General features: G+C 71.1%; 23 protein-coding genes and 1 tRNA gene. 17 read left to right on the top strand and 7 right to left on the bottom strand.

The genetic code is table 11. The features are described from left to right. Nucleotides 1–35: 35 nt before the first annotated feature. Nucleotides 36–1,226, bottom strand: a complete 1,191-nt coding sequence (locus AB0J55_RS30315) for an FAD-dependent monooxygenase (protein WP_364255921.1) — start codon at nucleotides 1,224–1,226, stop codon at nucleotides 36–38. A 121-nt stretch (nucleotides 1,227–1,347) separates the two neighbouring features. On the opposite strand from AB0J55_RS30315, the gene AB0J55_RS30310 reads away from it, so the two are divergent. Next, on the top strand, nucleotides 1,348–1,998 hold the full coding sequence (locus tag AB0J55_RS30310; protein ID WP_364255918.1) for a TetR/AcrR family transcriptional regulator: 651 nt from the start codon (nucleotides 1,348–1,350) through the stop codon (nucleotides 1,996–1,998). Here AB0J55_RS30310 and AB0J55_RS30305 read toward each other — a convergent pair. Together AB0J55_RS30305 and AB0J55_RS30300 are read right to left on the bottom strand one after the other, a co-directional pair. Continuing rightward, nucleotides 1,995–2,270 (bottom strand): YggT family protein, encoded by a 276-nt coding sequence (locus tag AB0J55_RS30305; protein ID WP_364255915.1) that lies wholly within the window; start codon nucleotides 2,268–2,270, stop codon nucleotides 1,995–1,997. The genes AB0J55_RS30310 and AB0J55_RS30305 overlap by 4 nt on opposite strands. Nucleotides 2,271–2,406: 136 nt before the next feature. Next, complete coding sequence (locus AB0J55_RS30300) at nucleotides 2,407–3,567, bottom strand: right-handed parallel beta-helix repeat-containing protein (protein WP_364255912.1); 1,161 nt, start codon at nucleotides 3,565–3,567, stop codon at nucleotides 2,407–2,409. A gap of 194 nt (nucleotides 3,568–3,761) precedes the next feature. Here AB0J55_RS30300 and AB0J55_RS30295 point away from each other — a divergent pair, with 194 nt between their 5' ends. From AB0J55_RS30295 to AB0J55_RS30270, 6 genes are all read left to right on the top strand, one after another. Beyond that, entirely contained in the window at nucleotides 3,762–4,091 is a 330-nt protein-coding gene (locus AB0J55_RS30295) for a hypothetical protein (RefSeq protein WP_364255910.1), read from the top strand. Between the two features lie 48 nt (nucleotides 4,092–4,139). Further along, nucleotides 4,140–4,346 (top strand): heavy metal-associated domain-containing protein, encoded by a 207-nt coding sequence (locus tag AB0J55_RS30290; protein ID WP_364255907.1) that lies wholly within the window; start codon nucleotides 4,140–4,142, stop codon nucleotides 4,344–4,346. Nucleotides 4,347–4,390: 44 nt separating this feature from the next. Next, entirely contained in the window at nucleotides 4,391–5,293 is a 903-nt protein-coding gene (locus AB0J55_RS30285) for a hypothetical protein (RefSeq protein WP_364255904.1), read from the top strand. Then, nucleotides 5,290–7,518, top strand: coding sequence for a heavy metal translocating P-type ATPase (locus tag AB0J55_RS30280; RefSeq protein ID WP_364255901.1), 2,229 nt, complete (start codon nucleotides 5,290–5,292; stop codon nucleotides 7,516–7,518). The genes AB0J55_RS30285 and AB0J55_RS30280 overlap by 4 nt, the downstream gene beginning before the upstream one ends. A gap of 61 nt (nucleotides 7,519–7,579) precedes the next feature. Beyond that, complete coding sequence (locus AB0J55_RS30275; RefSeq protein WP_364255898.1) at nucleotides 7,580–7,843, top strand: hypothetical protein; 264 nt, start codon at nucleotides 7,580–7,582, stop codon at nucleotides 7,841–7,843. 94 nt (nucleotides 7,844–7,937) lie between these two features. Next, nucleotides 7,938–8,228 (top strand): hypothetical protein, encoded by a 291-nt coding sequence (locus tag AB0J55_RS30270; protein ID WP_364255895.1) that lies wholly within the window; start codon nucleotides 7,938–7,940, stop codon nucleotides 8,226–8,228. A 98-nt stretch (nucleotides 8,229–8,326) separates the two neighbouring features. On the opposite strand, the gene AB0J55_RS30265 is transcribed toward AB0J55_RS30270, so the two are convergent. After that, nucleotides 8,327–8,399 (bottom strand) — tRNA-Arg (locus AB0J55_RS30265). Between the two features lie 150 nt (nucleotides 8,400–8,549). Here AB0J55_RS30265 and AB0J55_RS30260 point away from each other — a divergent pair. Next, entirely contained in the window at nucleotides 8,550–9,650 is a 1,101-nt protein-coding gene (locus AB0J55_RS30260) for an epoxide hydrolase family protein (RefSeq protein ID WP_364255892.1), read from the top strand. On the opposite strand, the gene AB0J55_RS30255 is transcribed toward AB0J55_RS30260, so the two are convergent. Beyond that, the gene (locus AB0J55_RS30255) at nucleotides 9,647–10,486 is read right to left on the bottom strand and encodes an SDR family oxidoreductase (RefSeq protein WP_364255889.1); all 840 of its coding nucleotides are present in this window, start codon (nucleotides 10,484–10,486) and stop codon (nucleotides 9,647–9,649) included. The genes AB0J55_RS30260 and AB0J55_RS30255 overlap by 4 nt on opposite strands. 98 nt (nucleotides 10,487–10,584) lie before the next feature. Between AB0J55_RS30255 and AB0J55_RS30250 the strand changes: the two genes are divergently transcribed. Both AB0J55_RS30250 and AB0J55_RS30245 read left to right on the top strand, forming a co-directional pair. After that, a complete protein-coding gene (locus AB0J55_RS30250; protein WP_364255886.1) occupies nucleotides 10,585–11,004 on the top strand; it encodes a MarR family transcriptional regulator in 420 nt (139 codons plus the stop codon). A gap of 154 nt (nucleotides 11,005–11,158) precedes the next feature. Beyond that, nucleotides 11,159–12,079: a cation diffusion facilitator family transporter gene (locus AB0J55_RS30245; protein WP_364255883.1), complete on the top strand. Its 921-nt coding sequence runs from the start codon at nucleotides 11,159–11,161 to the stop codon at nucleotides 12,077–12,079. A 16-nt stretch (nucleotides 12,080–12,095) separates the two neighbouring features. Here the strand turns inward: AB0J55_RS30245 and AB0J55_RS30240 are convergent, their stop codons facing one another. Together AB0J55_RS30240 and AB0J55_RS30235 are read right to left on the bottom strand one after the other, a co-directional pair. Then, on the bottom strand, nucleotides 12,096–12,782 hold the full coding sequence (locus AB0J55_RS30240; RefSeq protein WP_364255880.1) for a DUF305 domain-containing protein: 687 nt from the start codon (nucleotides 12,780–12,782) through the stop codon (nucleotides 12,096–12,098). Then, nucleotides 12,779–13,603 (bottom strand): DUF3105 domain-containing protein, encoded by an 825-nt coding sequence (locus AB0J55_RS30235; protein WP_364255877.1) that lies wholly within the window; start codon nucleotides 13,601–13,603, stop codon nucleotides 12,779–12,781. The genes AB0J55_RS30240 and AB0J55_RS30235 overlap by 4 nt, the downstream gene beginning before the upstream one ends. A 196-nt stretch (nucleotides 13,604–13,799) precedes the next feature. Here AB0J55_RS30235 and argS point away from each other — a divergent pair, with 196 nt between their 5' ends. The 7 genes from argS (at nucleotide 13,800) to rpmE (ending at nucleotide 22,948) form a co-directional block, all read left to right on the top strand. Next, nucleotides 13,800–15,455: an arginine--tRNA ligase gene (argS, locus tag AB0J55_RS30230; protein ID WP_364255874.1), complete on the top strand. Its 1,656-nt coding sequence runs from the start codon at nucleotides 13,800–13,802 to the stop codon at nucleotides 15,453–15,455. A 3-nt stretch (nucleotides 15,456–15,458) separates the two neighbouring features. Further along, on the top strand, nucleotides 15,459–16,889 hold the full coding sequence (gene lysA / locus AB0J55_RS30225) for a diaminopimelate decarboxylase (protein WP_364255871.1): 1,431 nt from the start codon (nucleotides 15,459–15,461) through the stop codon (nucleotides 16,887–16,889). 6 nt (nucleotides 16,890–16,895) lie between these two features. Further along, entirely contained in the window at nucleotides 16,896–18,209 is a 1,314-nt protein-coding gene (locus AB0J55_RS30220; protein ID WP_364255869.1) for a homoserine dehydrogenase, read from the top strand. Beyond that, nucleotides 18,206–19,267, top strand: a complete 1,062-nt coding sequence (gene thrC / locus AB0J55_RS30215; RefSeq protein ID WP_364255867.1) for a threonine synthase — start codon at nucleotides 18,206–18,208, stop codon at nucleotides 19,265–19,267. The genes AB0J55_RS30220 and thrC overlap by 4 nt, the downstream gene beginning before the upstream one ends. After that, nucleotides 19,264–20,151 carry a homoserine kinase gene (thrB, locus tag AB0J55_RS30210; RefSeq protein ID WP_364255865.1) on the top strand — a complete coding sequence of 296 codons (888 nt, stop codon included), beginning with the start codon at nucleotides 19,264–19,266 and terminating at the stop codon, nucleotides 20,149–20,151. Before thrC ends, thrB begins: the two co-directional genes overlap by 4 nt. A gap of 411 nt (nucleotides 20,152–20,562) precedes the next feature. Continuing rightward, nucleotides 20,563–22,536, top strand: coding sequence for a transcription termination factor Rho (gene rho, locus AB0J55_RS30205; protein ID WP_364255862.1), 1,974 nt, complete (start codon nucleotides 20,563–20,565; stop codon nucleotides 22,534–22,536). A gap of 184 nt (nucleotides 22,537–22,720) precedes the next feature. Beyond that, nucleotides 22,721–22,948 carry a 50S ribosomal protein L31 gene (rpmE, locus tag AB0J55_RS30200; RefSeq protein ID WP_003102730.1) on the top strand — a complete coding sequence of 76 codons (228 nt, stop codon included), beginning with the start codon at nucleotides 22,721–22,723 and terminating at the stop codon, nucleotides 22,946–22,948. Nucleotides 22,949–22,972 lie beyond the last annotated feature (24 nt).

The raw sequence follows: 22,972 nt of genomic DNA, 5'->3' as shown, positions 1-22,972 counted from the left end.
ACCCGGATCCCCCGATGAGACGAAGATCGGCAGCCTCACGCGGCGGTGAGCGCGGGGTACTCGCGGTACTCGAGCGCGTTCGCCGCCCGGTCGGTCATCTTGAGGAAAATGCTGCCGAATACGCGCGTGTTCAGCATCCGGTAGGTGCGGTTGCGGCTGCGGATCTTCGCCGCCGTGCGCGGCGCGAGGAAGTTGCCGGAGCCCTTGCCGTTCCGCTGCCCGACCGTGGCCGGCTTGCGCAGCCGCTGCTCGTACTTCGCGAACGCCGTCACGTGGTCGCCGCCGGCCGCCGCGAGTTCCCCGGCCAGCACCTGCGCACCCATCATCGCCAGCCCGGTGCCGGAGCCGCCGGGCCCGGCGCACCAGGCGGCGTCGCCGAGCAGCACGACCCGGCCTCTCGACCACTGATCGAGATGGATCTGGCTGATCGAGTCGACGTACAGGTCGTCGGCCGCCGGGAGCGCATCGAGCAGCTTCGGCGTCTCCCACCCGGTACCGGCGAACAGCTGCGCGAGCAGCGCGCGCTGCTCGGCGGGCGTGCGGCGGTGGAACTCGACGCCGTCGGCGGCGAAGACGAGGTTGACGTGCAGCCGGTCCGGCAGCCGGTGGCTGCCCACGGTGAGGCCGCGGCCCGGCTCGTTGTACATGACGCTGGCGTGGTCGAGCCCGAGGTGGTTGGGGGCGGTGAAGCCGGCGATGCCGAAGCCCAGGTCGCGCCGGAAGTCCCGCTCCGGCCCGAACGCCGCGGCCCGCACCCCGGAGTGCACGCCGTCGGCCCCGACGACCAGGTCGAACTTCCGCGACGGCCCGCGGGAGAAGGTGACTTCGACGCCGTCCGCAGTCTCGGTGAGGCTCGTGACGCGGTCGCCGAAAACGTATTCGGTGTGGGCCACGGTGTGCTCGTAGAGGATCCGCGCGAGATCGCCGCGCAGGATCTCGACCTCCCCGCTCCAGGCGGCGCCGGGCACGGTCAGCGCGGGAGCGCCGTCGAGACCGAGCACGGTCTGGTCGCCCATCGCCGTCTCGTACCGGCGCACCTCGTCGAGGACGCCCATCGCGGCCAGCAGTTTCACCTGCTCACCGCGGAAGTCGACGGCCTGGCCGCCGGGCCGCGGCGCCGGCGCGGACTCGACGACGGTCACGCGGTAGCCGCCGCGGTGCAGCCAGTGGGCCGCGGACGGGCCGGCGATGCCGGCCCCGGAAACGAGCACGGTCTTGGCGGTCATCGGGAGTTCCTCTCGGGTCGGTGGTGACGACCCCGAGACTGCGCACGGCCGCTGACGGTCCCCGCACCATCCGCTGACAGCTCGGCCGGTGCGGAGCGGTTGCAGTCGCTAACATGGCGCGGTGGACCGCTCCGCCGAAGGCCGGATCCAGGAGGGCGGCGAGGAGATCGCCGAAGCGCGCATCCTGGCGGCCGCAGCGCAGCTCATCGCCGAAGAGGGCTTCGGCCGGATGAAGATCGGCGGCGTCTGCGCCCGCTCCGGCTACGCGCGGTCCGTGGTCTTCCAGCACTTCGGCGACAAGGACGGGCTCGGGCGGCGGCTCGTCGAGCACGCCGTCGAGGAGTTCACGAACGTTTACAGCGAGGCCGTCGCGGCCCGGACCGGGGCGGCCAACGCGACGCCGATGGACATGCTGCGCGCGCTGCTCGACATCATCTTCGAGCTGATCCGCACGATGCCGACGCTCAACCAGGCGTTCCTGGTGCTCTGGGGCGACGCCGCCGCCGAGTACTCGGGCCTGCGCGGCGCGCTGACCGAGGCCGACCGCCGCTTCCGGTTCGCCATCGCGCAGACCGTGGCCAGCGGGGTCGCGGACGGGTCCATCACCGGGGTCCGCGACCCCGACTCGTACGCCTCGGCGCTGCTCGCCCAGCTGCGCGGGATCTCGATGCAGGCCCTCATCGACCCCGACGGCGTCGACCTGCGCGGCCTGCGCGCCGAGCTCGAACGCGGCGTCGACCGGCTGTCCGCGGGCTTCCGCGGCTCGCTCTAAAGGGCGTAGACGATGCTCCGCAGCACGATCACGCCGACGAAGACCAGCGTGAACGCCAGGTCGAGCGAAATCCCGCCGATCCGCACCGGCCGCACGACCCGCCGGACCGGCCCGATCACCGGCTCGGTCGCGGCGTAGGCCAGGCCGCGGGCGCGCCGCGCCCACGGCGGGGTGGTGGTCACCATCCCGACCCAGTCCAGCACCATCCGCGCGACCAGCACCAGCAGGTACAGGCTCAGCAGGAAGCCGAGCAGCGTTCCCAGAGCACCCATGGCCCCTCCGTTCTCCCTACCCGGTGAACGCGCGGGCGGCACGAGGAGTGCCAGTTCTGTCCGGTTCACAGCATTTCAACAGGTTCGCCACGCCGTGCGTGGGCCGGCTCACCCGGCCCACGCACGGCGTCGATCTTCAGCCGAAAGTGACCACGAGCCGGCCGTCGGAGGCGAAGGACCACTTCATCGTCCCGGCGTAGGACGAGCACCGGGAGCCGTTCTTGCCGGTCCAGAACTGGTCGGAGCTGTCGACGCTGCCGACGGTCTTGTCGTTCGACCCGCCACTGGCGAAGCGGCACGACGTGTCGTTGCGGAACACCGAGGTCCCGGTGTCGAAGGAGAAGTTGCGCTCGGCGTTGTCGATGCCGACGTTGTCGGAAACGGTGATCGTCCCGGGGTTGCTGTTGTAGGTGAACCCGTGGTGGCCGTTGCGGTAGGCGATGTCGCGCCGGACGATGTGGTTGACCGCGATCTTGTCGCCGCCGAGCTTGTAGCCGTTGCGGTCGCCGTTCTTGTTGACGGTGCCGTTGCTGAGGGTGCCGTTGGCGTAGGCGAGGGAGTCTTCGATGGTGACCGGGCCGATCGGGCCGGTGTCGGTCTTGGTGTAGAGGTCCCAGCCGTCGTCGATGTTGTTGTGGGAGACGTCGTAGCGGAAGACGTTGCCGGGGCCGGCGGTGAGTTTCGCGGCGAATCCGTCGGCGTCTTCGCCGTCGGAGTCGGCGTTGTCGTGCGATTCGGAGCTGACGACGAGGTTGTTCGACGGCCACTGGTCCTTCGGCGTGCTCGACGCGATGCGCGAGATCTGCAGCCCGGAGTCGTGGTTGAAGCGGGTCACCACGCGTTCGATGACGTTGTTGCTGCCGCCGACGAAGATCCCGTTGTCCCCGGCGCGTTCGACGACGATGCCGGCGACCCGCCAGTACGACCCGTTCAGGGCGAGACCGCGGTTGGCCGGGTCCTCCTTCATGGCGGAGAAGTTCAGCACCGGGGTTTCGCCGGGGTAGGCCGACAGCGTCTTGCGGGCGCTGGACGTGCCGCTGTTGGCGGGGGCGATGGTGACCGTCTGGGCGTAGGAGTAGGTGCCACCGCGCAGGGAAATGGTGCCCCCGGCGGTGATCCGGCCGAGGGCGGCGGGCAGGGTGGTGGGGTCCGCCTGCGTGCCGGCGGCGGAGTCCTTGCCGTTGGGTGCGACGTACAGGGTGGTGGCGGCGGCCGTGGCCGGTGGCGCCAGCGCGGCCACCGTGACCAGTGCGGCAGCTGCGGTAAGCGCTTTCTTGACGTGTGCGTACGAACTCATGCGCGCCTCCTTGCGGGCAAGAACCGACACCGAATCCGAGAGCGCTCCCAGCTATGGCCGGGGCGGGATCTTCGGTGAAGCGACGGTAGCACCGGGCATGCCGGGCGCGAGTGGGCCAAGCGGGTCGTCTGCACTGAAAACGCTTTCAAAGCGCGGTGACGCCCGCCTTCCGGCCTGGCGTGCATACTCATCCGGTGCCGAATCTCCCGAACGACGTCCGGTTCCCGTTCCGCGGCCGGCTGGTCTGGCTGACGGCGGAACAGGGTGGCCGCCTGACGGGCCCACCGCACCCGCCCGACGGCGTCTACGCGGCGAACGCGTACGTGCCACCGCAAACGGCGGCGTCCGGGCTGGCGTCGTTCGTGCTGCGTGACTTCGAACCGGGCGCCCTGACGGCCTCCGCGGCGGGGTGCTGGCTGGTGGTCGACAACGCCGGCCCGTACCGGATCCAGGAGGGGACGATCGTCGTGATCACCGAGGGTCCGAAGCCGGTGGGGTACTTCCACGTCGAGCGGATCGAGTGAGCCGCTGAGTTGGTTGCCTACCCTACCCCCCTAGGGTATAACTGAGGCATGAGCGAGCAGACCTACACCGTGACCGGCATGACCTGCGAGCACTGCGTGCGCTCGGTCACCGAGGAGATCGGCGAGATCGACGGCGTCACCGGCGTCGTGGTGGACCTGCCGACCGGGAAGGTGACCGTGACCAGCAGCAAGGAGCTCGACGTCGCGGACGTGCGCGGCGCCGTCAAGGAAGCCGGCTACGAGCTGACCGCCTGACCCGCGGCGGCTCCTCGAGCTGCGAAGACAGCGAGGACCCGGAAATGAACACAGCAGCGAAGCTCTCCGCCTACGGTGTAGCGCTCGTCCTGGTCGCCGGTGGCGCCTGGGCGACCGGCACCGCTGTCGGTCCCTTCTCCGGCGCGGCCGGGGTGCACGGCGACGAGGAAGCCGGGCACGGGGACACCCACAGCGGCACCGTCGCGGAGGCCGCGAACGCCCACGAGCCCGGCGGGCTCGCGTCGTCCAGGGGCGGCTACACCCTCACGCCCACCAGCACGACGCTCACTCCCGGGACGAAGACGCCCTTCACCTTCCGCATCACCGGTCCGGACGGACACCCAGTCACCGCCTTCGACGTCGAACACGAAAAGCGGCTGCACCTCATCGTCGTCCGGCGGGACACCGCCGGGTTCCAGCACGTGCACCCCGAGCTCGCCGCCGACGGCACCTGGAGCGTCCCACTGTCCATTGCGGACGCGGGCAGCTACCGCGCCTTCGCCGACTTCAAGCCGGCCGGTGCCGAAGCGACGACGCTGGGCGTCGACCTCGTGGCGCCGGGCGACTTCCGGCCGGTCGAGCACGCGCCGTCGAAAGCGTCCACTGTGGACGGATACCGGGTCCGGCTCGACGGCGACCTGGTTCCCGGCAACACGTCGAAGCTCACCGTGACGGTCACCAAGGACGGCAAGCCCGTCACCGACCTCCAGCCCTACCTCGGCGCGTACGGTCACCTCGTGGCGCTGCGCGGCGGCGACCTCGCCTACCTGCACGTCCACCCGGACGGCGAACCCGGCGACGGCAAGACCCCGGCGGGCCCCGCGGTGACGTTCTACGCCGAGGTTCCCTCGGCCGGCACTTATCGGCTGTTCCTGGACTTCCAGCACGCCGGGAAGGTCCGCACGGCCGAGTTCACCGTCGCCACGCGAGAGGGGGCCGGCGCATGAGCACCGATGTGGCAACCGGCGAGGTCGAGCTGGCCATCACCGGGATGACCTGCGCGTCGTGCGCGATGCGGATCGAGCGGAAGCTGAACAAGCTGGACGGCGTGACCGCCACGGTCAACTACGCCACCGAAAAGGCGAAGGTCGTCTATTCCGGCGACATCGAGCCGGAGCGGCTGGTCGAGCAAGTCGAGGCCGCGGGATACGGCGCCACGCTGCCCGCTCCGAAGACCGAGACGCCGGAGGCGGCCGAGGAAGAGGACCCGGCCCGCGCGTTGCGGCAGCGGCTGGTCGTGTCGGCGGTGCTGTCGCTGCCGGTGGTGCTGCTGGCGATGGTGCCGGCACTGCAGTTCACGTACTGGCAGTGGATTTCGCTGACGCTCGCGGCGCCGGTTCTCGTCTGGGGTGCCTGGCCGTTCCACCGCGCCGCGTGGGCCAACCTGCGGCACGGCGCCGCGACGATGGACACGCTGATCTCGCTCGGGACGCTGGCCGCGTTCTTGTGGTCGCTGTACGCGCTGCTGTTCGGCACCGCAGGCGTCGCGGGGATGAAGCACCCGTTCGAGCTGACCATCGAGCGGATGTCCGGCGACGGCAACATCTACCTCGAAGTCGCCGCCGGCGTGACGACGTTCATCCTGGCCGGCCGCTACTTCGAGGCCCGCTCCAAGCGCCGCGCCGGCGCTGCGCTGCGGGCGCTTCTCGAGCTGGGCGCGAAGGACGTCGCCGTCCTGCGGAACGGCCGCGAGGAGCGCATTCCGGTCGACCGGCTGCAGGTAGGGGACCGGTTCGTCGTGCGGCCGGGCGAGAAGATCGCCACCGACGGCGTGATCGAGGACGGCAGCTCGGCGGTCGACGCGAGCATGCTCACCGGCGAAAGCGTGCCGGTCGAGGTCGGTCCCGGAGACTCCGTGGCCGGCGCGACCGTCAACGCGGGTGGCCGGCTGGTCGTGCGGGCGACCCGGATCGGGTCCGACACGCAGCTCGCGCAGATGGCGAAGCTCGTGGAGGACGCGCAGACCGGGAAAGCGCAGGTCCAGCGGCTCGCCGACCGCGTGTCGGCGGTGTTCGTCCCGATCGTCATCGCGCTGTCCGTGGGCACGCTGGCCTTCTGGCTCGGCGCAGGCGGTACGGCGTCGGCGGCGTTCACCGCCGCGGTGGCGGTGCTGATCATCGCCTGCCCGTGCGCCCTTGGGCTGGCGACGCCGACCGCGCTGCTCGTCGGGACCGGGCGCGGTGCGCAGCTGGGCATCCTGATCAAGGGCCCGGAGGTGCTGGAGTCGACCCGCCGGGTGGACACCGTGGTGCTGGACAAGACGGGCACCGTCACCACCGGCCGGATGGCGCTGGTCGACGTGCACACCGCGGACGGCGCCGAGGCGGACAAGGTGCTGCGGCTGGCCGGGGCTCTGGAGAACGCTTCCGAGCACCCGATCGCGCAGGCGATCGCCCGCGGCGCCCGGGACAAGGTCGGTGACCTGCCCGAGGTCGAAGGCTTCACCAACATCGAAGGCCTCGGTGTGCAGGGCGTCGTCGATGGCGCGGCGGTGCTCGTCGGCCGGACGGCGCTGCTGGAGCAGTGGAGCCTGCACCTGCCGGCCGAACTGGCCGAAGCCAAGGCCTCGGCGGAGCGGCTCGGCCGGACGGCGGTCGCGGTCGGCTGGGACGGACGGGCCCGTGCGGTGCTGGTCGTCGCGGACACGGTGAAGCCGACGTCGGCCGAGGCGATCGGGAAGCTGCGCGCGCTGGGCTTGACCCCGGTGCTGCTGACCGGGGACAACGAGGCCGTCGCGAAGGCGGTGGCCGCCGAGGTGGGGATCGAGCAGGTGGTCGCCGAGGTGCTGCCGAAGGACAAGGTCGACGTCGTCCGCAGGCTGCAGGACGAGGGCAAGGTCGTCGCCATGGTCGGCGACGGCGTCAACGACGCGGCGGCCCTGGCCCAGGCCGACCTGGGCCTCGCGATGGGCACCGGCGCCGACGTGGCGATCGAGGCCGCGGACCTGACGCTGGTGCGTGGCGACCTGCGGGCAGCGGTGGACGCGATCCGGCTGTCGCGACGGACGCTGCGGACGATCAAGGGCAACCTGTTCTGGGCGTTCGCCTACAACGTCGCGGCGCTGCCCCTGGCCGCGGCCGGCCTGCTGAACCCGATGATCGCCGGCGCGGCGATGGCGTTCAGCTCGGTGTTCGTCGTCAGCAACAGCCTCCGCCTGCGCGGGTTCCGCTGAGTGGTTCCGCGAGGGCCGCCCACGGGTCATAGCTGTCGCCGAAGGTGTCGTCTCCAACCCGGTGCAGGCGCGCTCGCTGCTGCGGATCATCGGGGAGACGCCCCGGAGCCGCGCGCACCTCGAAGCGTTCTTCGCGCTGATGTACTTCGCGGCGCTCCGGCCGGAGGAGGCCAGGAACCTCCGCAAAGAGCAGCTGTCCCTGCCGGCACCGCGCCGCGATTCGGAGACGGGGGAGTGCGAGTTCGACTGGGACCTCGGGGAGCCCGGCCGTACATCGATGCACTGTGGACAGACACCGGCGCGGTGGGCGAGGACCGGCCGCTGAAGTCGCGGGCGGCCGGGGAGGCGACCTGTGCCCTGCGTGCCGAAGCTGACCGCCATCCTGTGGCGCCACGTCGAGCGGTTCGGGTACGGCCCAAATGGACGCCTGTTCGTCGGTGAGCGCGGGGGCGCAGTCTCAAAAGGTCACCTACGCCAAGGTGTTCCGCGCGGCCCGGGAGGCGACGTTCACGCCGGATGTTCTGCGGGGGTCGCTCGTTGGACGGCCGTACGACCTCCGGCACGCCACGGTGAGCACGTGGCTTGCCGGTGTGCCGGCCGCGACGGTCGCGGAGTGGGCCGGCCAGGCGATCGCTGTTCTGCTGGAGGTCTACGCCAGCTTCCTTGGCAAGGGGCAGCAGGTGGAGACGGCGCTCGGTTCGGGCCGGTGAGTTTGGCCGTACATTGGCCGCAGGCCGCCGGGTAAGACGCGAATCGGCCCCTACCGCATTATCGCTGGTAGGGGCCGGTTTAGTGTGATCAAAGAGGGTGCCCTCGGCAGGATTCGAACCTGCGACACCTGCCTCCGGAGGGCAGTGCTCTATCCCCTGAGCTACGAGGGCCCATCGCTGGGCGACTCCGAAAGCTTAGCGCATGCCCCGCCACCCCCGTCCCGCAGGTGGGCCGATGAACGATTGTGCTGGTCAAGGGCATGACGTTGATCGATTCGGGCGCACGTCGCTAGCGTGGGAAGCCCACCTGAAGGAGCCGAGATGGCTGAGCCGTTCCAGGTACCGCTCGATGAGGCCGATGTTGCCGATCTGCGGGAGCGGTTGCGGCGGACGAGGTGGCCCGAGGCCGAGACCGTCGGGGACTGGTCGCAGGGGGTTCCGCTCGCCTACGTGCAGGAACTCTGCCGTGACTGGGGTGAAGAGTACGACTTCGGGTTCGCCCGGCGGCTCAACGCGTTTCCGCAGTTCCGGGCCACCGTCGACGGGGTCGGGCTGCACTTCCTGCACGTCCGGTCGCCGGTGCCCGGCGCGCTGCCGCTCGTGCTCACGCACGGGTGGCCCGGGTCCGTGCTCGAATTCCTCGACGTCATCGGGCCGCTCACCGACCCCGCGGCCCATGGCGGGGATCCCGCCGACGCCTTCCACGTCGTCGTGCCGTCGCTGCCCGGGTTCGGGTGGAGCGACAAGCCCGCTCTGAAGATCCCGCGGGTGGCCGAGCTGTGGGACAAGCTGATGACGTCGCTCGGCTACGACCGCTACGGCGCCCAGGGCGGCGACTGGGGCGCCGCCGTCACGAACGCGCTCGCGCGGTCCGGGCGGGTGGCCGGGGTGCACGTCAACTTCGCGCCCGTGCGGATGGACACCGCCGACCCGACGCCCGAGGAGCGCCAGGCCCTCGCCGACCTCCAGGAGTTCCGGCGGACCGGCAGCGGCTACTCCGCCCAGCAGGGCACCCGGCCGCAGACGCTCGGCTACGGCCTCACCGATTCGCCGGCCGGCCAGGCCGCGTGGATCGCCGAGAAGTTCTGGGCCTGGACCGACCACAAGGGCCACCCGGAGGACGCCGTCGACCGGCAGCGCATCCTGGATGCCGTCTCCGTCTACTGGTTCACCGCGACCGCGGCCTCCTCGGCGCGGATGTACTGGGAGAACAACGACCGCGATCTGTCCACAGTGGATGTCCCGGCCGGGGTTTCGGTGTTCCCGCGGGAAATCGTCCGGCCGTCACGGCGCCAGGCCGAACAGCGCTACACCGATCTGCGCTGGTTCGAGGAGCTGCCCGTCGGCGGGCACTTCGCCGCGCTCGAACAACCCGAGTTGTTCGTCGGGCAGGTGCGCGGGTTCTTCCAGCTCGTGCGTTAGGCGAGCCAGCCGCCGGTCAGGCGCTGGACGGCCGAGCCGTCCAGGTCGGCGAACTTGACCGCCGCGAACTCCTCGGCCCACTTCGACGTCTGGATCCGGAACGCGGGCGCATCCGCCGTCATCGCGCCGAGAATCACCTCGGCGACCTCGTCGGCGGTCTGCGCGCTCTGGAACGACTGCGTGACGTTGGCGATGTACTTCTGCGGGGAACCGGCGTACGGGCCGGCTTCGGCGAAGAGCCGCTCGTCGACGCCGACGTTGTTGACGAACTCGGTGGCGACCGCGCCCGGCTCGACGACGCACACCGTGACGCCCTGCGCCGCGGCGACCGGCGCCAGGGACTCCATCAGGCCTTCGACGGCGAACTTCGCCGCGCAGTACGCCTCGTTGAAGGGCTGGCCGATCACGCCTCCCACGCTGGTCACCGTGATCAGGCGGCCGCCGCTCGCGCGCAGGGCCGGCAGCGCGGCCTTGGTCGCCTCGGCGACGCCGAAGAAGTTGACCTCCATGGTGTCGCGGAGCGCCGAGAGCGGCTCTTGCTCGATCGTGCCGACGTGCCCGGCGCCGGCGTTGTTGACCAGGACGTCGAGGCGGCCGTAGTCGGCGAGGACACCTTCGAACGCCGCACTGACGGACTGTGCGTCGGTGACGTCGAGCGGGCGGACGTCCAGTTCCACGTCGGCATCGTCAGCGGCCTTGCGGAGGCGATCGGCGCGGGCGGGGTCGCGCAGGGTGGCGACGGTGCGGAAGCCGCGCCGGGCGGCCTGCACCGCCGTGGCGAGACCGATTCCGGTGGACGTGCCGGTGATGAGGGCGACGCGGTCGTTGCCTGTCATAGGAACCTGCTTCAGGAGGATGATGATTAATGTAGTGAACTAAAATCACTATAGACATGGATGGTTCATGCAGTCAACTAATCCTCTATCATCGGTAGATGAGCGCTGACCCGATCACCGACGACGTCGTCGCCCTGCTCGCCCGGATCGTCGACCGGTTCACCGGGTCGTACGAGGCCGCGGCGGCGTCGCAGGGGCTGACGACCGTGCAGGCCAAGGTGCTCGCCGCGCTCGGAGAGCCGCTGCCGATGCACCGGATCGCGGAGGAGCTGAAGTCCGAGCGCTCGAACGTGACCGGGATCATCGACCGGCTCGAAGCGCGCGGCCTGGTGGAGCGGCGTCCGGACGAGCGCGACCGGCGCATCAAGAACATCGTCGCCACGCCGGCGGGCGCGGTGCTGGCCCGCAACTTCCGGCGCTCGCTCGGCTTCGCCGCGGAGCCGCTGGCCGCGCTTGCTCCGGAGGAGCGTGTCCGATTGCGCGAGCTGCTGCAGCTGATGGTCGACGGCGAAGCGTGACGAGTCCGCCGGGTGGGAAACCCCGCCTGGTGGATTGGTCGGCACGCGCCGCGCGCGGTAGCTTGCGGATGGGTGAACTTAGGCTGCCCTCTGTTGCACATATGCGCATTCGACTATATGTTTGGCCGGACGGAGAACCGGGAACGGAGGCGGAATGGGGCACGGACACGGCCACGGGCACGCGATCGAGCCGGCGAGTGCGTCGGGCCGGTACGTGCGGAGCCTGACCATCGCCCTCGGCGTCGGCGCCGGCTTCATGGTGCTCGAGTTCGTCGTCGGTTTCGCGACCGGCTCGCTGGCCCTGATCTCCGACGCGGCGCACATGTTCACCGACGTCCTCGGGGTCGGCATGGCGCTGGCCGCGATCGTCCTGGCGCGCCGCTCCGGCCCCACGGTCAGCCGCACCTTCGGCCTCTACCGCGCGGAGGTGCTGGCCGCCCTCGGCAACGCGATCCTGCTGTTCGGCGTCGCGGGCTACGTCCTCGTCGAGGCGATCGGCCGGATCAGCGACCCGCCGGCGGTGCCCGGCCTCCCGGTGCTCCTGGCCGCGGCGGCGGGCCTGGTGGCCAACATCGTGTCGTTCGCGGTGCTGCGCTCGGGGGCGAAGGAGAGCCTGAACGTCCGCGGCGCGTACCTCGAGGTATTGGCCGACCTCATCGGCTCGGTCGGCGTCCTGGTCAGCGGCGCGGTGACGCTCCTGACGGGCTGGCGCTACGCCGACCCGATCATCGGTGTGGCGATCGGGCTGTTCGTGCTGCCCCGCACGTGGGTCCTGGCCCGGCGGGCGCTGCGCATCCTCTTCCAGCACGCGCCCCACGGCGTCGACGTCGGCGCGATCAACGCGGAGCTGTCCGCGCTCCCGGGCGTGGCGGACGTGCACGACCTGCACGTCTGGACGCTGACGTCGGGCATGGAGGTGGCTTCGGCGCACCTGACGCTGGCGCCGCCCGCGAAGCAGTCGGACGTGCTGACGGACGCGCAGAACCTGCTGTCGTCCCGGTACGCGATCGAACACGCGACGCTGCAGGTCGAGGCGCCGCAGTGCGCACGCCGCTGCCAGGAACTGTCCTGGTGACGCGAGCCGGGAACAGCTAGGCCGGCAGCGGCTGGGCACCCCGGCTGGAAAGCATCAGCTTCATCTGGTCCATCTCCGCACCCTGCGACGCCATGATGCTGTTCACCAGCGCCTTCAACGCCGGAAGCGAGGAGTGCGACGCCGCGTACTGGGCCATCGCCGTGCCGCCCTGGTGGTGGCGGAGCATCAGCTGGAGGAAGAACACGTCCAGCTGCTTGCCCGACAGGGACCGCAGCTTGGCCAGCTCCGCGTCCGTCGCCATGCCCGGCATCAGCGCGCTGCCGGAGGGGTTCACCGAAACGGGGGCCATCGACATACCGCCGTGGCCGGACATCGGCTCGGTCATCCACTGCATCGGGGCGCCGATCGACTGCTCGGGCTGGTCCCACAGCATGAGCCAGCCCTTCATGCGCCCGACCTGCTCCAGCTGCGTGCGCTCGATGTCGAACGCCAGCTGGCGGATCTCCGGGTCGGCCGAGTGGTCGCGGGCCCAGCCGGCCATCGTCACCGCCTGGAGGTGGTGGGTCGACATGTCCTGCGCGAAGCCGACCTCGACCGACCCGGCCGCCGGGGTGGCGGCCGGGTCGTCGTCGATGGCACGGGTGAGGAACATGCCCGCCGTGGCGCCGATCAGCAGGACCGCGAGCAGCGTCCCGCCGATGATCACCCACCGCGACCAGACGGGCTGTTCTCCGGACGTCACTTGGTCGGCGTCGCCGAGGGGGCGGAGGCGCCGGTGGAAGGCGCGCCCGACGGCTGGTTCATGCCGCCCTGCTCCTGCTGCGCGCCCGCGCTGCCCTTGTAGTCCATCGGCTTGGCGTCGGGACCGGGCTTCGACGGGTCGAACGGCGGCGGGTTGTCCGGGTCGAACTGGCCGGGGCCGAGGGCGTCACAGGACGCGCCGACCTCGGGGTAGACCCCGTTCGGGTTGGTGCGCAGGGCCGCGATGAACTCGTCGATCCGGGCGTCGTTGGCGTCGTCCAGCTTCAGCTGGTGCCCCCACGACTGCAGGGAGATCGGCTTGTCGAGGCCCGGGTAGGGCGACATCATCGTGTACGGCTTGCCCTTGACGCGGACGCTGAGCAGGTTCAGCGCGTCGCCGGTGACCTGCTGCGGGTTGTAGGCGATCCACACGGCGCCGTGCTCGAGGGCGTGCACCATGTTCTCGGTCCGCACCGCGTTCGGGTAGACGACGCCGGTGCACGCCGCCCAGTAGCCGTCGTGCGGGCCGCCGAACGGCGGGGTCTTGTCGTAGGCGACGCGCTCGGTCGGGAGGACGTGGACGCTGCCGGTGTAGGTCGCGGTCACCACGCCGGGGATGCGCTTCGAGGGGTCGGGGTCCTGCGCGCTCGGCGCGAAGGACGCGGCGGCGGCCTCGCGGCCTTCCTGCTCACGCTTCGGCGCGGACTGCACCATGTAGTAGATGATCACCGAGGCGGCCAGCGCCACGACGGCGACGACGGCGATGATCGTCCCCCACGGCGTCCCCTTCTTGCTCACCACGGAACCGCGGGCCGCCTTCACCGCCGACCCCTTTTTCCGAGTTGTCCCGTTCGCCATGGCTCCCGCGTTCTCCCTCTGGTGGCTGCGGACGGATTCCCGCCCGGGCCAGTCTAGGGGCCACCCGTCTGATCACCGTTAACACCTCACGCGACAGCCCTCCGTGACGTGTTCGAGACCGATGAAAGGCCCCGGCCAGCGCGCACCTAGAATTCGACGAGTGACTCCCGCCGCTCTCGCCGACCTGGTCCGCAGCTCCGCCGTGCAGGTGCTCGCCGCACGCGGCATCGACGACGCCGTGCTGCCGGAGCAGGTGACCATCGAACGCCCGCGCAACCCCGAACACGGCGATTACGCGACGAACATCGCCCTGCAGGTGGCCAAGAAGGCCGGCCTCAAGCCGCGCGACTTCGCCGAGGCGCTCGCGGAGGCGGTCTCGGCGGACGACGGCGTCGCCTCGGCCGAGGTCGCCGGGCCCGGCTTCCTCAACTTCCGGCTCGCCGCCGCCGCACAGGGCGACATCGTCCGCCAGGTGCTCGACGCCGGCGCCGCGTACGGCCGCGGCGACGCGCTGGCCGGCACCCGGATCAACCTCGAGTTCGTCTCGGCCAACCCGACCGGCCCGATCCACCTGGGCGGCACGCGCTGGGCCGCGGTCGGCGACGCGCTGGGCCGCGTGCTCGCCGCGCAGGGCGGCGACGTCACCCGCGAGTACTACTTCAACGACGCCGGTGCCCAGATCGACCGGTTCGTCCGGTCGCTGATCGCCGCCGCGAAGGGCGAGCCCGCGCCGGAGGACGGCTACGCCGGCGGCTACATCAACGACATCGCCGCCAACGTCCTCAAGCAGGAGCCGAGCGCGCTGTCGCTGCCGGAGGCCGAGCGGCACGAGACGTTCCGCCGGATCGGCATCGAGCTGATGTTCGGCGAGATCAAGTCCAGCCTGCACGAGTTCGGCACCGACTTCGACGTCTACTTCCACGAGAACTCGCTGCACGAGTCGGGCGCGGTCGGCGCGGCCGTCCAGGAGCTGAAGGACTCGGGGAACCTCTACTTCGAAGACGGCGCCTGGTGGCTGAGGTCGAAGGAGTACGGCGACGACAAGGACCGCGTCGTCATCAAGCAGGACGGCAACCCGGCCTACATCGCCGGCGACCTGGCCTACTTCAAGGACAAGCGCAACCGCGGCTTCGACCTGTGCATCTACATGCTCGGCGCGGACCACCACGGCTACATCGCCCGCCTCAAGGCCGCGGCCGCCGCGTTCGGCGACGACCCGGCCACCGTCGAGGTGCTGATCGGCCAGATGGTCAACCTGGTCAGCGACGGCAAGCCGGTCCGGATGTCCAAGCGTGCCGGCACCGTGATCACCATGGAGGACCTCGTCGAGGCCGTCGGCGTCGACCCGGCCCGCTACGAGCTGATCCGCTACTCCGTCGACTCCACTTTGGACGTCGACCTGGACCTGCTGCGCAAGCACTCCAACGACAACCCGGTCTACTACGTCCAGTACGCGCACGCGCGGCTGGCTTCCTTGCAGCGCAACGCGGCCGACCTCGGCATCAAGTCCACATCGGACGTCGACTTCGGACTCTTGACGCTGCCCGCCGAGGGCGACCTGATCCGCACCATCGGCGAATTCCCGGAAACCGTGCGCCGCGCCGCCGAAATGCGGGAGCCGCACCGGATCGCGCGCTACCTCGAAGAACTCGCGGGCGCCTACCACAAGTTCTACACCGTGGGCCGCGTGCTGCCCATGGGCGACGAAGAGGCGACCCCTCTGACGTACGCCCGGCTCGCGCTGTGCGAGGCCGCCCGCCAGGTGCTGGCGAACGGCCTCGCCCTCCTCGGTGTCTCCGCTCCGGAACGGATGTAAGAAATGGCGCACCCCGCGGGCCCCAGGCACGCCGACGTCTACCCCCACGCCGACACCTCCGGGCTGCAGCCGTCCGGGGTCGAAGAACTCGACAAGCTGCCCGCGAAGGTCTGGCCCCGCAACACCTTCCGGGCCGGCGACGGTGTCGTCCGGATCGCCGGCGTCGACGTCCGCGAGCTGGCCGAGCAGCACGGCACACCGCTGTTCGTCGTCGACGAAGCCGACTTCAAGTCCCGCTGCGCCGACTACGCCGAGGCGTTCGACGACCCGTCGCTCGTGCACTACGCGTCCAAGGCGTTCCTGTCGATCGAAATCGCCCGCTGGGTGGCCGAGCAGGGCCTGAGCCTGGACGTCTGCAGCGGCGGCGAGCTCGCCGTGGCACAGCGGGCGGACTTCCCGGCCGAGCGGATCACCTTCCACGGCAACAACAAGTCGCCCGCCGAGCTGGAAGCCGCCGTCGTCGCCGGCGTCGGCACGGTCGTGCTGGACTCGTACTTCGAGATCGCCCGGCTGGCCGACATCGCCGCCCGCCACGACGTCGTGCAGCCGGTGCTGATCCGGGTCACCGTCGGCGTCGAGGCGCACACCCACGAGTTCATCGCGACCGCCCACGAGGACCAGAAGTTCGGCTTCTCCCTCGCGAGTGGCGACGCCGCCGAGGCCGTACGCCGGGTGCTCAACGCTCGTTCACTCAAGCTCGTCGGCCTGCACAGCCACATCGGCTCGCAGATCTTCGACGCGGACGGCTTCGAGGTCGCCGCCCGCCGCGTCGTCGGGCTGCTCGCCGATCTGGCCAAGGAGCACGGCCCCGAGCTGCTCGACCAGCTGAGCCTGGTCGACCTCGGCGGCGGCTTCGGCATCGCCTACACCGAAAAGGACAACCCGCCGCCGCCGGCGCAGATGATCACGCAGATCCGCGAGATCGTCCGCAAGGAATGCGCGTACGCCGGCCTGCCGGTGCCACGGATCGCCGGTGAGCCGGGCCGCGCGATCGCCGGCCCCGGCACGATCACGCTGTACGAGGTCGGCACCATCAAGGACGTCTCGCTCGGCGACGAGTCGGCGCGCCGGTACGTCAGCGTCGACGGCGGGATGAGCGACAACATCCGGACCGCGCTCTACGACGCCGTGTACGACGTCCGGGTCGTTTCCCGCTCCGCGGGCGACGACGGGCAGCCGGTCCAGGCCGTGCTGTCCCGGGTGGTGGGAAAACACTGTGAGTCCGGCGACATCGTCGTACGAGACTGCTGGCTGCCCGACACGCTGGCTCCCGGCGACCTGCTGGCGGTCGCGGCGACCGGCGCGTACTGCTACTCGATGGCGAGCACGTACAACCGGATGCCCCGCCCGGCCGTGGTCGCCGTGCGCAACGGCAGCTCGCGGCTGCTGCTGCGGCGGGAGACGACCGACGACATGCTGCGCCTGGAGGTCTGAGCACCAGTGTCTGCCCCAGAGGAACGCCCGGCCATCCGCGTCGCCCTGCTCGGCTGCGGGACCGTCGGCGGCGAGGTCGCCCGGCTGCTCACCGAGCAGGCCGGGGAACTGGCCGCGCGGGCGGGTGCGCCGGTCGAGCTGGCCGGCATCGCCGTCCGCCGCCCGGACAAGCACCCCGAGCTGCCGCCGGAGCTGCTGACCGCCGACGCCGAAAAGCTCGTGACCAGCGACGACGTCGACGTCGTCGTCGAGCTGGTCGGCGGCATCGAGCCGGTGCGGGGCTGGCTGGTCGCCGCCCTGAAGGCCGGCAAGTCCGTCGTCACGGCGAACAAGGCGCTGCTGGCCGAGCACTCCGCGGACCTGTTCGAGGCGGCCGACGCCGCGGGTGCCGACCTGTACTTCGAGGCCGCGGTGGCCGGGGCGATCCCGCTGCTGCGCCCGCTGCGCGAGTCCCTGGCCGGTGACCGGATCACCCGCGTGATGGGCATCGTCAACGGCACCACGAACTACATCCTGTCGGCGATGGACTCCACCGGCGCCGGCTACGCCGAGACGCTCGACGAGGCCAGCCGGCTCGGGTACGCCGAGGCCGACCCGACCGCCGACGTCGACGGCTACGACGCCGCGTCGAAGGCCGCGATCCTCGCCTCGCTGGCCTTCCACACCCGCGTCACGGCGTCGGACGTGCACCGTGAGGGCATCGCCGACGTCACCGCGGCGGACCTCGCCGCGGCCCGGATGCTCGGCCGCACGGTGAAGCTGCTGGCCATCTGTGAGCGGGTCACCGACGACGACGGCGTCGAGTCGGTTTCCGCTCGCGTGCACCCGGTGATGATCCCGCGCAGCCACCAGCTGGCCGGCGTCGGCGGCGCGTTCAACGCCGTCTACGTCGAGGCGGACGCGGCGGGCGAGCTGATGTTCTACGGCCAGGGCGCGGGCGGCGCGCCCACCGCGAGCGCGGTGCTCGGCGACCTCGTCGCGGTGGCGCGCAACCAGGTCGTGGGCGGCCGTGGCCCGCGCGAATCCGCGCACGCGGCGCTGCCGGTGCGGCCGATGGGCCAGACCCCGACGCGGTACCACGTGAGCCTGTCGGTGGCCGACCGCGCCGGCGTGCTCGCTCAAGTGGCGCAGGCGTTCGCCGACCACGGCGTCAGCATCGCGGCGGTCCGGCAGAGCGACGTCGGCGACCGCGCGAGCCTGGTCGTGGTGACGCACCAGGCGCCGGACGCCGCCCTGAAGTCCACTGTGGACCAGATCGGGCGGCTCGACGTCGTCCACGAAGTTGTCAGCGTGATGCGCGTGGAAGGCGAAGACCAGTGATCAGGCACCCCTGGCCCGGGCTCATCGAGGCGTACTCCGACCGCGTCCCGGTCCCGGACGGCGCGCGGGTCGTCACGCTCGGGGAGGGCAACACGCCGCTGCTGCCCGCGCGGCACCTGTCGGAGCTGACCGGCTGCGACGTGCACCTCAAGGTCGAGGGCGCCAACCCGACGGGCTCGTTCAAGGACCGCGGGATGACCGTGGCCATCACGCACGCGCTGGCCAGCGGGCTCAAGGCGGTGATCTGCGCGTCGACCGGCAACACCTCCGCCTCGGCCGCCGCCTACGCCGCCCGAGCCGGCCTCACCTGCGCGGTGCTGGTGCCCCAGGGCAAGATCGCCATGGGCAAGCTCGCCCAGGCCGTGCTGCACGGCGCCCGGATCCTGCAGGTCGACGGCAACTTCGACGACTGCCTCGAGCTGGCCCGCAAGACCGCGGCCGACTACCCGGTCACGCTGGTCAACTCGGTCAACCCGGTCCGCATCGCCGGCCAGAAGACCGCCGCCTTCGAGATCTGCGACGTCCTCGGCGAGGCGCCGGACATCCACTGCCTGCCGGTCGGCAACGCCGGCAACATCACCGCCTACTGGGCGGGCTATTCGGAGTACGCCGCCGACGGTGTGGTGAAGAACACCCCGCGGATGTTCGGCTTCCAGGCCGCCGGCGCGGCGCCGCTCGTGCTGGGCGAGCCGGTGAGCGACCCGGACACGATCGCCACGGCGATCCGGATCGGCAGCCCGGCGTCGTGGACCGCCGCGGTGAAGGCGAAGGACGAGTCCGACGGGCTGTTCGACGCCGTCACGGACGAGAAGATCCTCGAGGCGTACCGGCTGCTGGCCGCGCGCGAGGGCGTGTTCGTCGAGCCGGCCTCGGCGACCAGCGTGGCGGGCCTGCTCGCGACGGCCGCCGACGGACGGCTCCCGAAGGGGTCCCGCGTCGTGTGCACCGTCACCGGCCACGGCCTGAAGGACCCGCAGACGGCCTTGGCGGGCAACGTCGAGGTGGAACCCCTCGCCGTGGACCCCTCGGCCGTCGCGGCGGCGCTGGACCTGCGGTGAGCAGCGGTTTCCGGGTCACCGTCCCGGCGTCGACGGCGAACCTCGGGCCGGGCTTCGACGCCTTCGGGATGGCGCTGAGCCTCTACGACGTCGTCGAGGTCCGGGTCACCGACACCGGGCTCAAGGTCGAGGTCATCGACGCCGGCGCGGGCGGGGTCGAGGACGTCCCCACCGACGAGACCCACCTGGTCGTGCGGGCCATCCGCAAGACCTGCGAGCACCTCGGCGTCGAGCTGCCCGGCCTGCACCTGCGCTGCTTCAACGCGATCCCGCACGCCCGCGGCCTCGGCTCCTCCGCGGCTGCGGTGGTGTCCGGCGTGGCCGCCGGGTACGCCCTCGCCGGCCGGGACATCGACGCGTTCGACGCGCTGCAGCTCGCGGCCGGCTTCGAAGGCCATGCCGACAACGCCGCCGCCAGCCTGCTGGGCGGCCTGGTCCTGGCCTGGTGCGACGGCGGCCGTTTCCACGCCGAACGGCTCACCCCGCACCCGTCGGTCCACCCGGTGGTGGCCGTGCCGTCCGTGCGGTCGGCCACCGCGACCACCCGCGGCCTGCTCCCGGCGACCGTGCCGCACGCCGACGCCGCGCACAGCGCCGGCCGGGCCGCGCTGGCCGTCCACGCGCTGACGGCGAAGCCGGAACTGCTGCTCGCGGCCACCGAAGACCGGCTGCACCAGGCGTACCGTGCCCCCGCGTACCCGGCGAGCACGGAGCTGGTGGCGACGCTCCGTGCACGGGGAGTGGCCGCCACGATCTCCGGCGCCGGTCCCACGGTGCTCGCGCTGACCACCACGGGAATACTTCCGCCCGAGGCCGGCGTTGACGGTTTCGACGTCCTCGAGCTGCCCGTGGATCTCACGGGCGTGCAGGTTGCGGCTCAGTAAAGGCTGGGTCACGTGGCCGACGGGGGAGCCGCCACGCGGGGGGTGGTTGTTGCACCCGGCACCGCCGCGGTCTACCCTCGGGGGCGTTCGATCACCGTGCGTTTCCGCACCCGATGCCGGTCCCGGGGAACCCCCGGATCCGCATCCTCCGTCGATCCGCCGAATCCGCACCGCATGAGCTGCGGGGTAACGCGGAACGACTTGGGCGGGTTTCCGGTTTCGGCGGTGCCGAATTCCGTGTCCTCCGTTTGGAGGACGCAAACCCCTGTGGTGGAGGCGCTCCAGCTGTGTTCCGCACGGCCGAAGAGCTCATCTCGCGTATCGGGGGGGCAACTACGCCGGTTCGCGATCAGAAGCGAGCGGCAGTCCGCTGATCCACCTGGAGGCGTGGATCGGTCAGGAAGGACATGTGTGAGCAACACCGATCTTTTGAGCGACGTGAGCGGCACGGCCGAGACGAACGGCACCGCCCCCGCTCCCAAGCGGACGGTCGGCGGGCTGACCGGTAAGACCGTCGCCGAACTGCGTTCGCTGGCTGGGGAGCTCGGCGTCGGCGAGACGACGGGCATGCGCAAGGGCGACCTGATCGCCGCGATCCGCGAGCGCCAGGGCAAGTCCCGCAAGCCGCGTGCGGCGGCCGAGACGCTGCCGCTCGAGGGCGTCGGCGAGCCGCCGAAGGCCGCCAAGGCCGAGGCCAAGGCCGAAGCCCCCGCGGCCGAGACCAAGCCGGAGCCGAAGGCCGAGGCGCCCGCCTCCGCGCCCTCGGACACCCAGCCGCCGGCCGAGCGCCCGCAGCAGGACCGGCAGGACGGCCCCCAGGGCCAGGACGGCCAGCCCGAGGAGGGCGGCCGCAGCCGGCGTCGCCGCGGGGCCAACCGCGCCGCCGGCGCGCCCGACGGCCAGCAGGGCGGTGACCGCCAGCAGGGCGAGCGTCAGCAGGGCCAGGGCGGCGACCGCCAGCAGGGCGACCGCCAGCAGGGCGGCAACCGCGACCAGCAGCGCCAGGGCGGCAACCGCGGCGACAACCGGGGTGACAACCGCCAGGACGGCAACCGCGGCGACCGCCAGCGCAACAACCAGCAGGACGGCGGCAACCGCGGCGGCCAGGACAACCGCAACCAGCAGCCGGACGACGACGAGGAAGGCGGCCGTCGCGGCCGTCGCTTCCGCGACCGCCGTCGCCGGGGCAGCGGTGGCGGCCAGCGCGACGGCGGCTCGCCGGACACCGAGATCCGCGAGGACGACGTCCTGCTGCCCGTCGCGGGCATCCTGGACGTCCTCGACAACTACGCGTTCGTGCGGACCTCCGGCTACCTCGCCGGCCCGAACGACGTGTACGTCTCGCTGTCGCTGGTCCGCAAGTACGGCCTGCGCCGCGGTGACGCCATCACCGGTGTCGTGCGCCAGCCGCGTGACGGCGAGCAGCAGCGGCAGAAGTTCAACCCGCTGGTGCGTGTCGACTCGATCAACGGCCTGGAGCCGGACGAGGCCAAGCGGCGTCCCGACTTCACCAAGCTGACCCCGCTGTACCCGAACGAGCGCCTGCGGCTGGAGACCGAGTCGCACAAGCTCACCACCCGCGTGATCGACCTGATCATGCCGGTCGGCAAGGGGCAGCGCGCCCTGATCGTGTCGCCGCCGAAGGCCGGCAAGACCACGATCATGCAGGACATCGCCAACGCGATCTCCACGAACAACCCCGAGTGCCACCTGATGGTCGTCCTGGTCGACGAGCGTCCGGAAGAGGTCACCGACATGCAGCGCTCGGTGAAGGGCGAGGTCATCGCCTCGACCTTCGACCGGCCGCCGTCCGACCACACCTCGGTCGCGGAGCTGTCGATCGAGCGGGCCAAGCGCCTGGTCGAGATGGGCCACGACGTCGTCGTGCTGCTCGACTCGATCACCCGCCTCGGCCGCGCGTACAACCTGGCGGCGCCGGCGTCCGGCCGGATCCTGTCCGGTGGTGTCGACTCGACCGCGCTGTACCCGCCCAAGCGGTTCCTTGGTGCGGCGCGCAACATCGAGAACGGCGGCTCGCTGACCATCTTCGCCACGGCGATGGTCGAGACCGGTTCGACGATGGACACGGTCATCTTCGAGGAGTTCAAGGGCACCGGCAACGCCGAGCTCAAGCTGGACCGGAAGATCGCCGAGCGCCGCGTGTTCCCGGCGGTCGACGTCAACCCGTCCGGTACCCGCAAGGACGAGCTGCTGCTCTCGCCGGACGAGCTCGCGGTCACCGTGAAGCTCAGCCGGGTGCTGCACGCGCTCGACTCGCAGCAGGCCATCGACCTGCTGATCTCGCGGCTGCGCAAGACCAAGACCAACGTCGAGTTCCTCATGCAGGTCTCGAAGACCGCCCTCGGCGGCGGCGAAGACGACTGAGTCCCGGTCTGCGGAAAGGGGCCTCTCCGGGTGACCGGGGAGGCCCCTTCCGCGTCGGGAATAGCTGGTCAGCGGGGTGCGTTCCAGTACAGGTCTGCCCGTCTGGCAGAATCACCCGCTGAAGTCCGGCGCCGGTTCACCCCGTGGAACGACTGGGGACCCGGAGCCAACGAGAGAGGACACCATGAAGAGCGGTATTCACCCCGAGTACGTGGTCACGAACGTGAACTGCGACTGCGGCAACAGCTTCACCACGCGCAGCACCAAGACCAGCGGCAACATCCACGTCGAGATCTGCTCGAACTGCCACCCGTTCTACACGGGCAAGCAGAAGATCATGGACACCGGTGGCCGGGTCGCGCGCTTCGAGGCTCGCTACGGCAAGCGCCAGAAGAAGGCCGACGCCAAGTAGCTTTTCCGACGACGCCCACTCGCC

The organism is Amycolatopsis sp. NPDC049688, assembly GCF_040674975.1.
Taxonomy (GTDB): domain Bacteria; phylum Actinomycetota; class Actinomycetes; order Mycobacteriales; family Pseudonocardiaceae; genus Amycolatopsis.
This window is presented reverse-complemented; position numbering and strand designations above follow the sequence as displayed.

Excerpts from the sequence above, each read along its gene's own strand:
- AB0J55_RS30315 (WP_364255921.1), bottom strand. The coding sequence starts at position 1,226 with ATGACCGCCAAGACCGTGCTCGTTTCCGGGGCCGGCATCGCCGGCCCG.
- AB0J55_RS30305 (WP_364255915.1), bottom strand. The coding sequence starts at position 2,270 with ATGGGTGCTCTGGGAACGCTGCTCGGCTTCCTGCTGAGCCTGTACCTG.
- AB0J55_RS30300 (WP_364255912.1), bottom strand. The coding sequence starts at position 3,567 with ATGAGTTCGTACGCACACGTCAAGAAAGCGCTTACCGCAGCTGCCGCA.
- AB0J55_RS30290 (WP_364255907.1), top strand. The coding sequence starts at position 4,140 with ATGAGCGAGCAGACCTACACCGTGACCGGCATGACCTGCGAGCACTGC.
- AB0J55_RS30285 (WP_364255904.1), top strand. The coding sequence starts at position 4,391 with ATGAACACAGCAGCGAAGCTCTCCGCCTACGGTGTAGCGCTCGTCCTG.
- AB0J55_RS30280 (WP_364255901.1), top strand. The coding sequence starts at position 5,290 with ATGAGCACCGATGTGGCAACCGGCGAGGTCGAGCTGGCCATCACCGGG.
- AB0J55_RS30270 (WP_364255895.1), top strand. The coding sequence starts at position 7,938 with ATGGACGCCTGTTCGTCGGTGAGCGCGGGGGCGCAGTCTCAAAAGGTC.
- AB0J55_RS30260 (WP_364255892.1), top strand. The coding sequence starts at position 8,550 with ATGGCTGAGCCGTTCCAGGTACCGCTCGATGAGGCCGATGTTGCCGAT.
- AB0J55_RS30255 (WP_364255889.1), bottom strand. The coding sequence starts at position 10,486 with ATGACAGGCAACGACCGCGTCGCCCTCATCACCGGCACGTCCACCGGA.
- AB0J55_RS30250 (WP_364255886.1), top strand. The coding sequence starts at position 10,585 with ATGAGCGCTGACCCGATCACCGACGACGTCGTCGCCCTGCTCGCCCGG.
- AB0J55_RS30245 (WP_364255883.1), top strand. The coding sequence starts at position 11,159 with ATGGGGCACGGACACGGCCACGGGCACGCGATCGAGCCGGCGAGTGCG.
- lysA (WP_364255871.1), top strand. The coding sequence starts at position 15,459 with ATGGCGCACCCCGCGGGCCCCAGGCACGCCGACGTCTACCCCCACGCC.
- rpmE (WP_003102730.1), top strand. The coding sequence starts at position 22,721 with ATGAAGAGCGGTATTCACCCCGAGTACGTGGTCACGAACGTGAACTGC.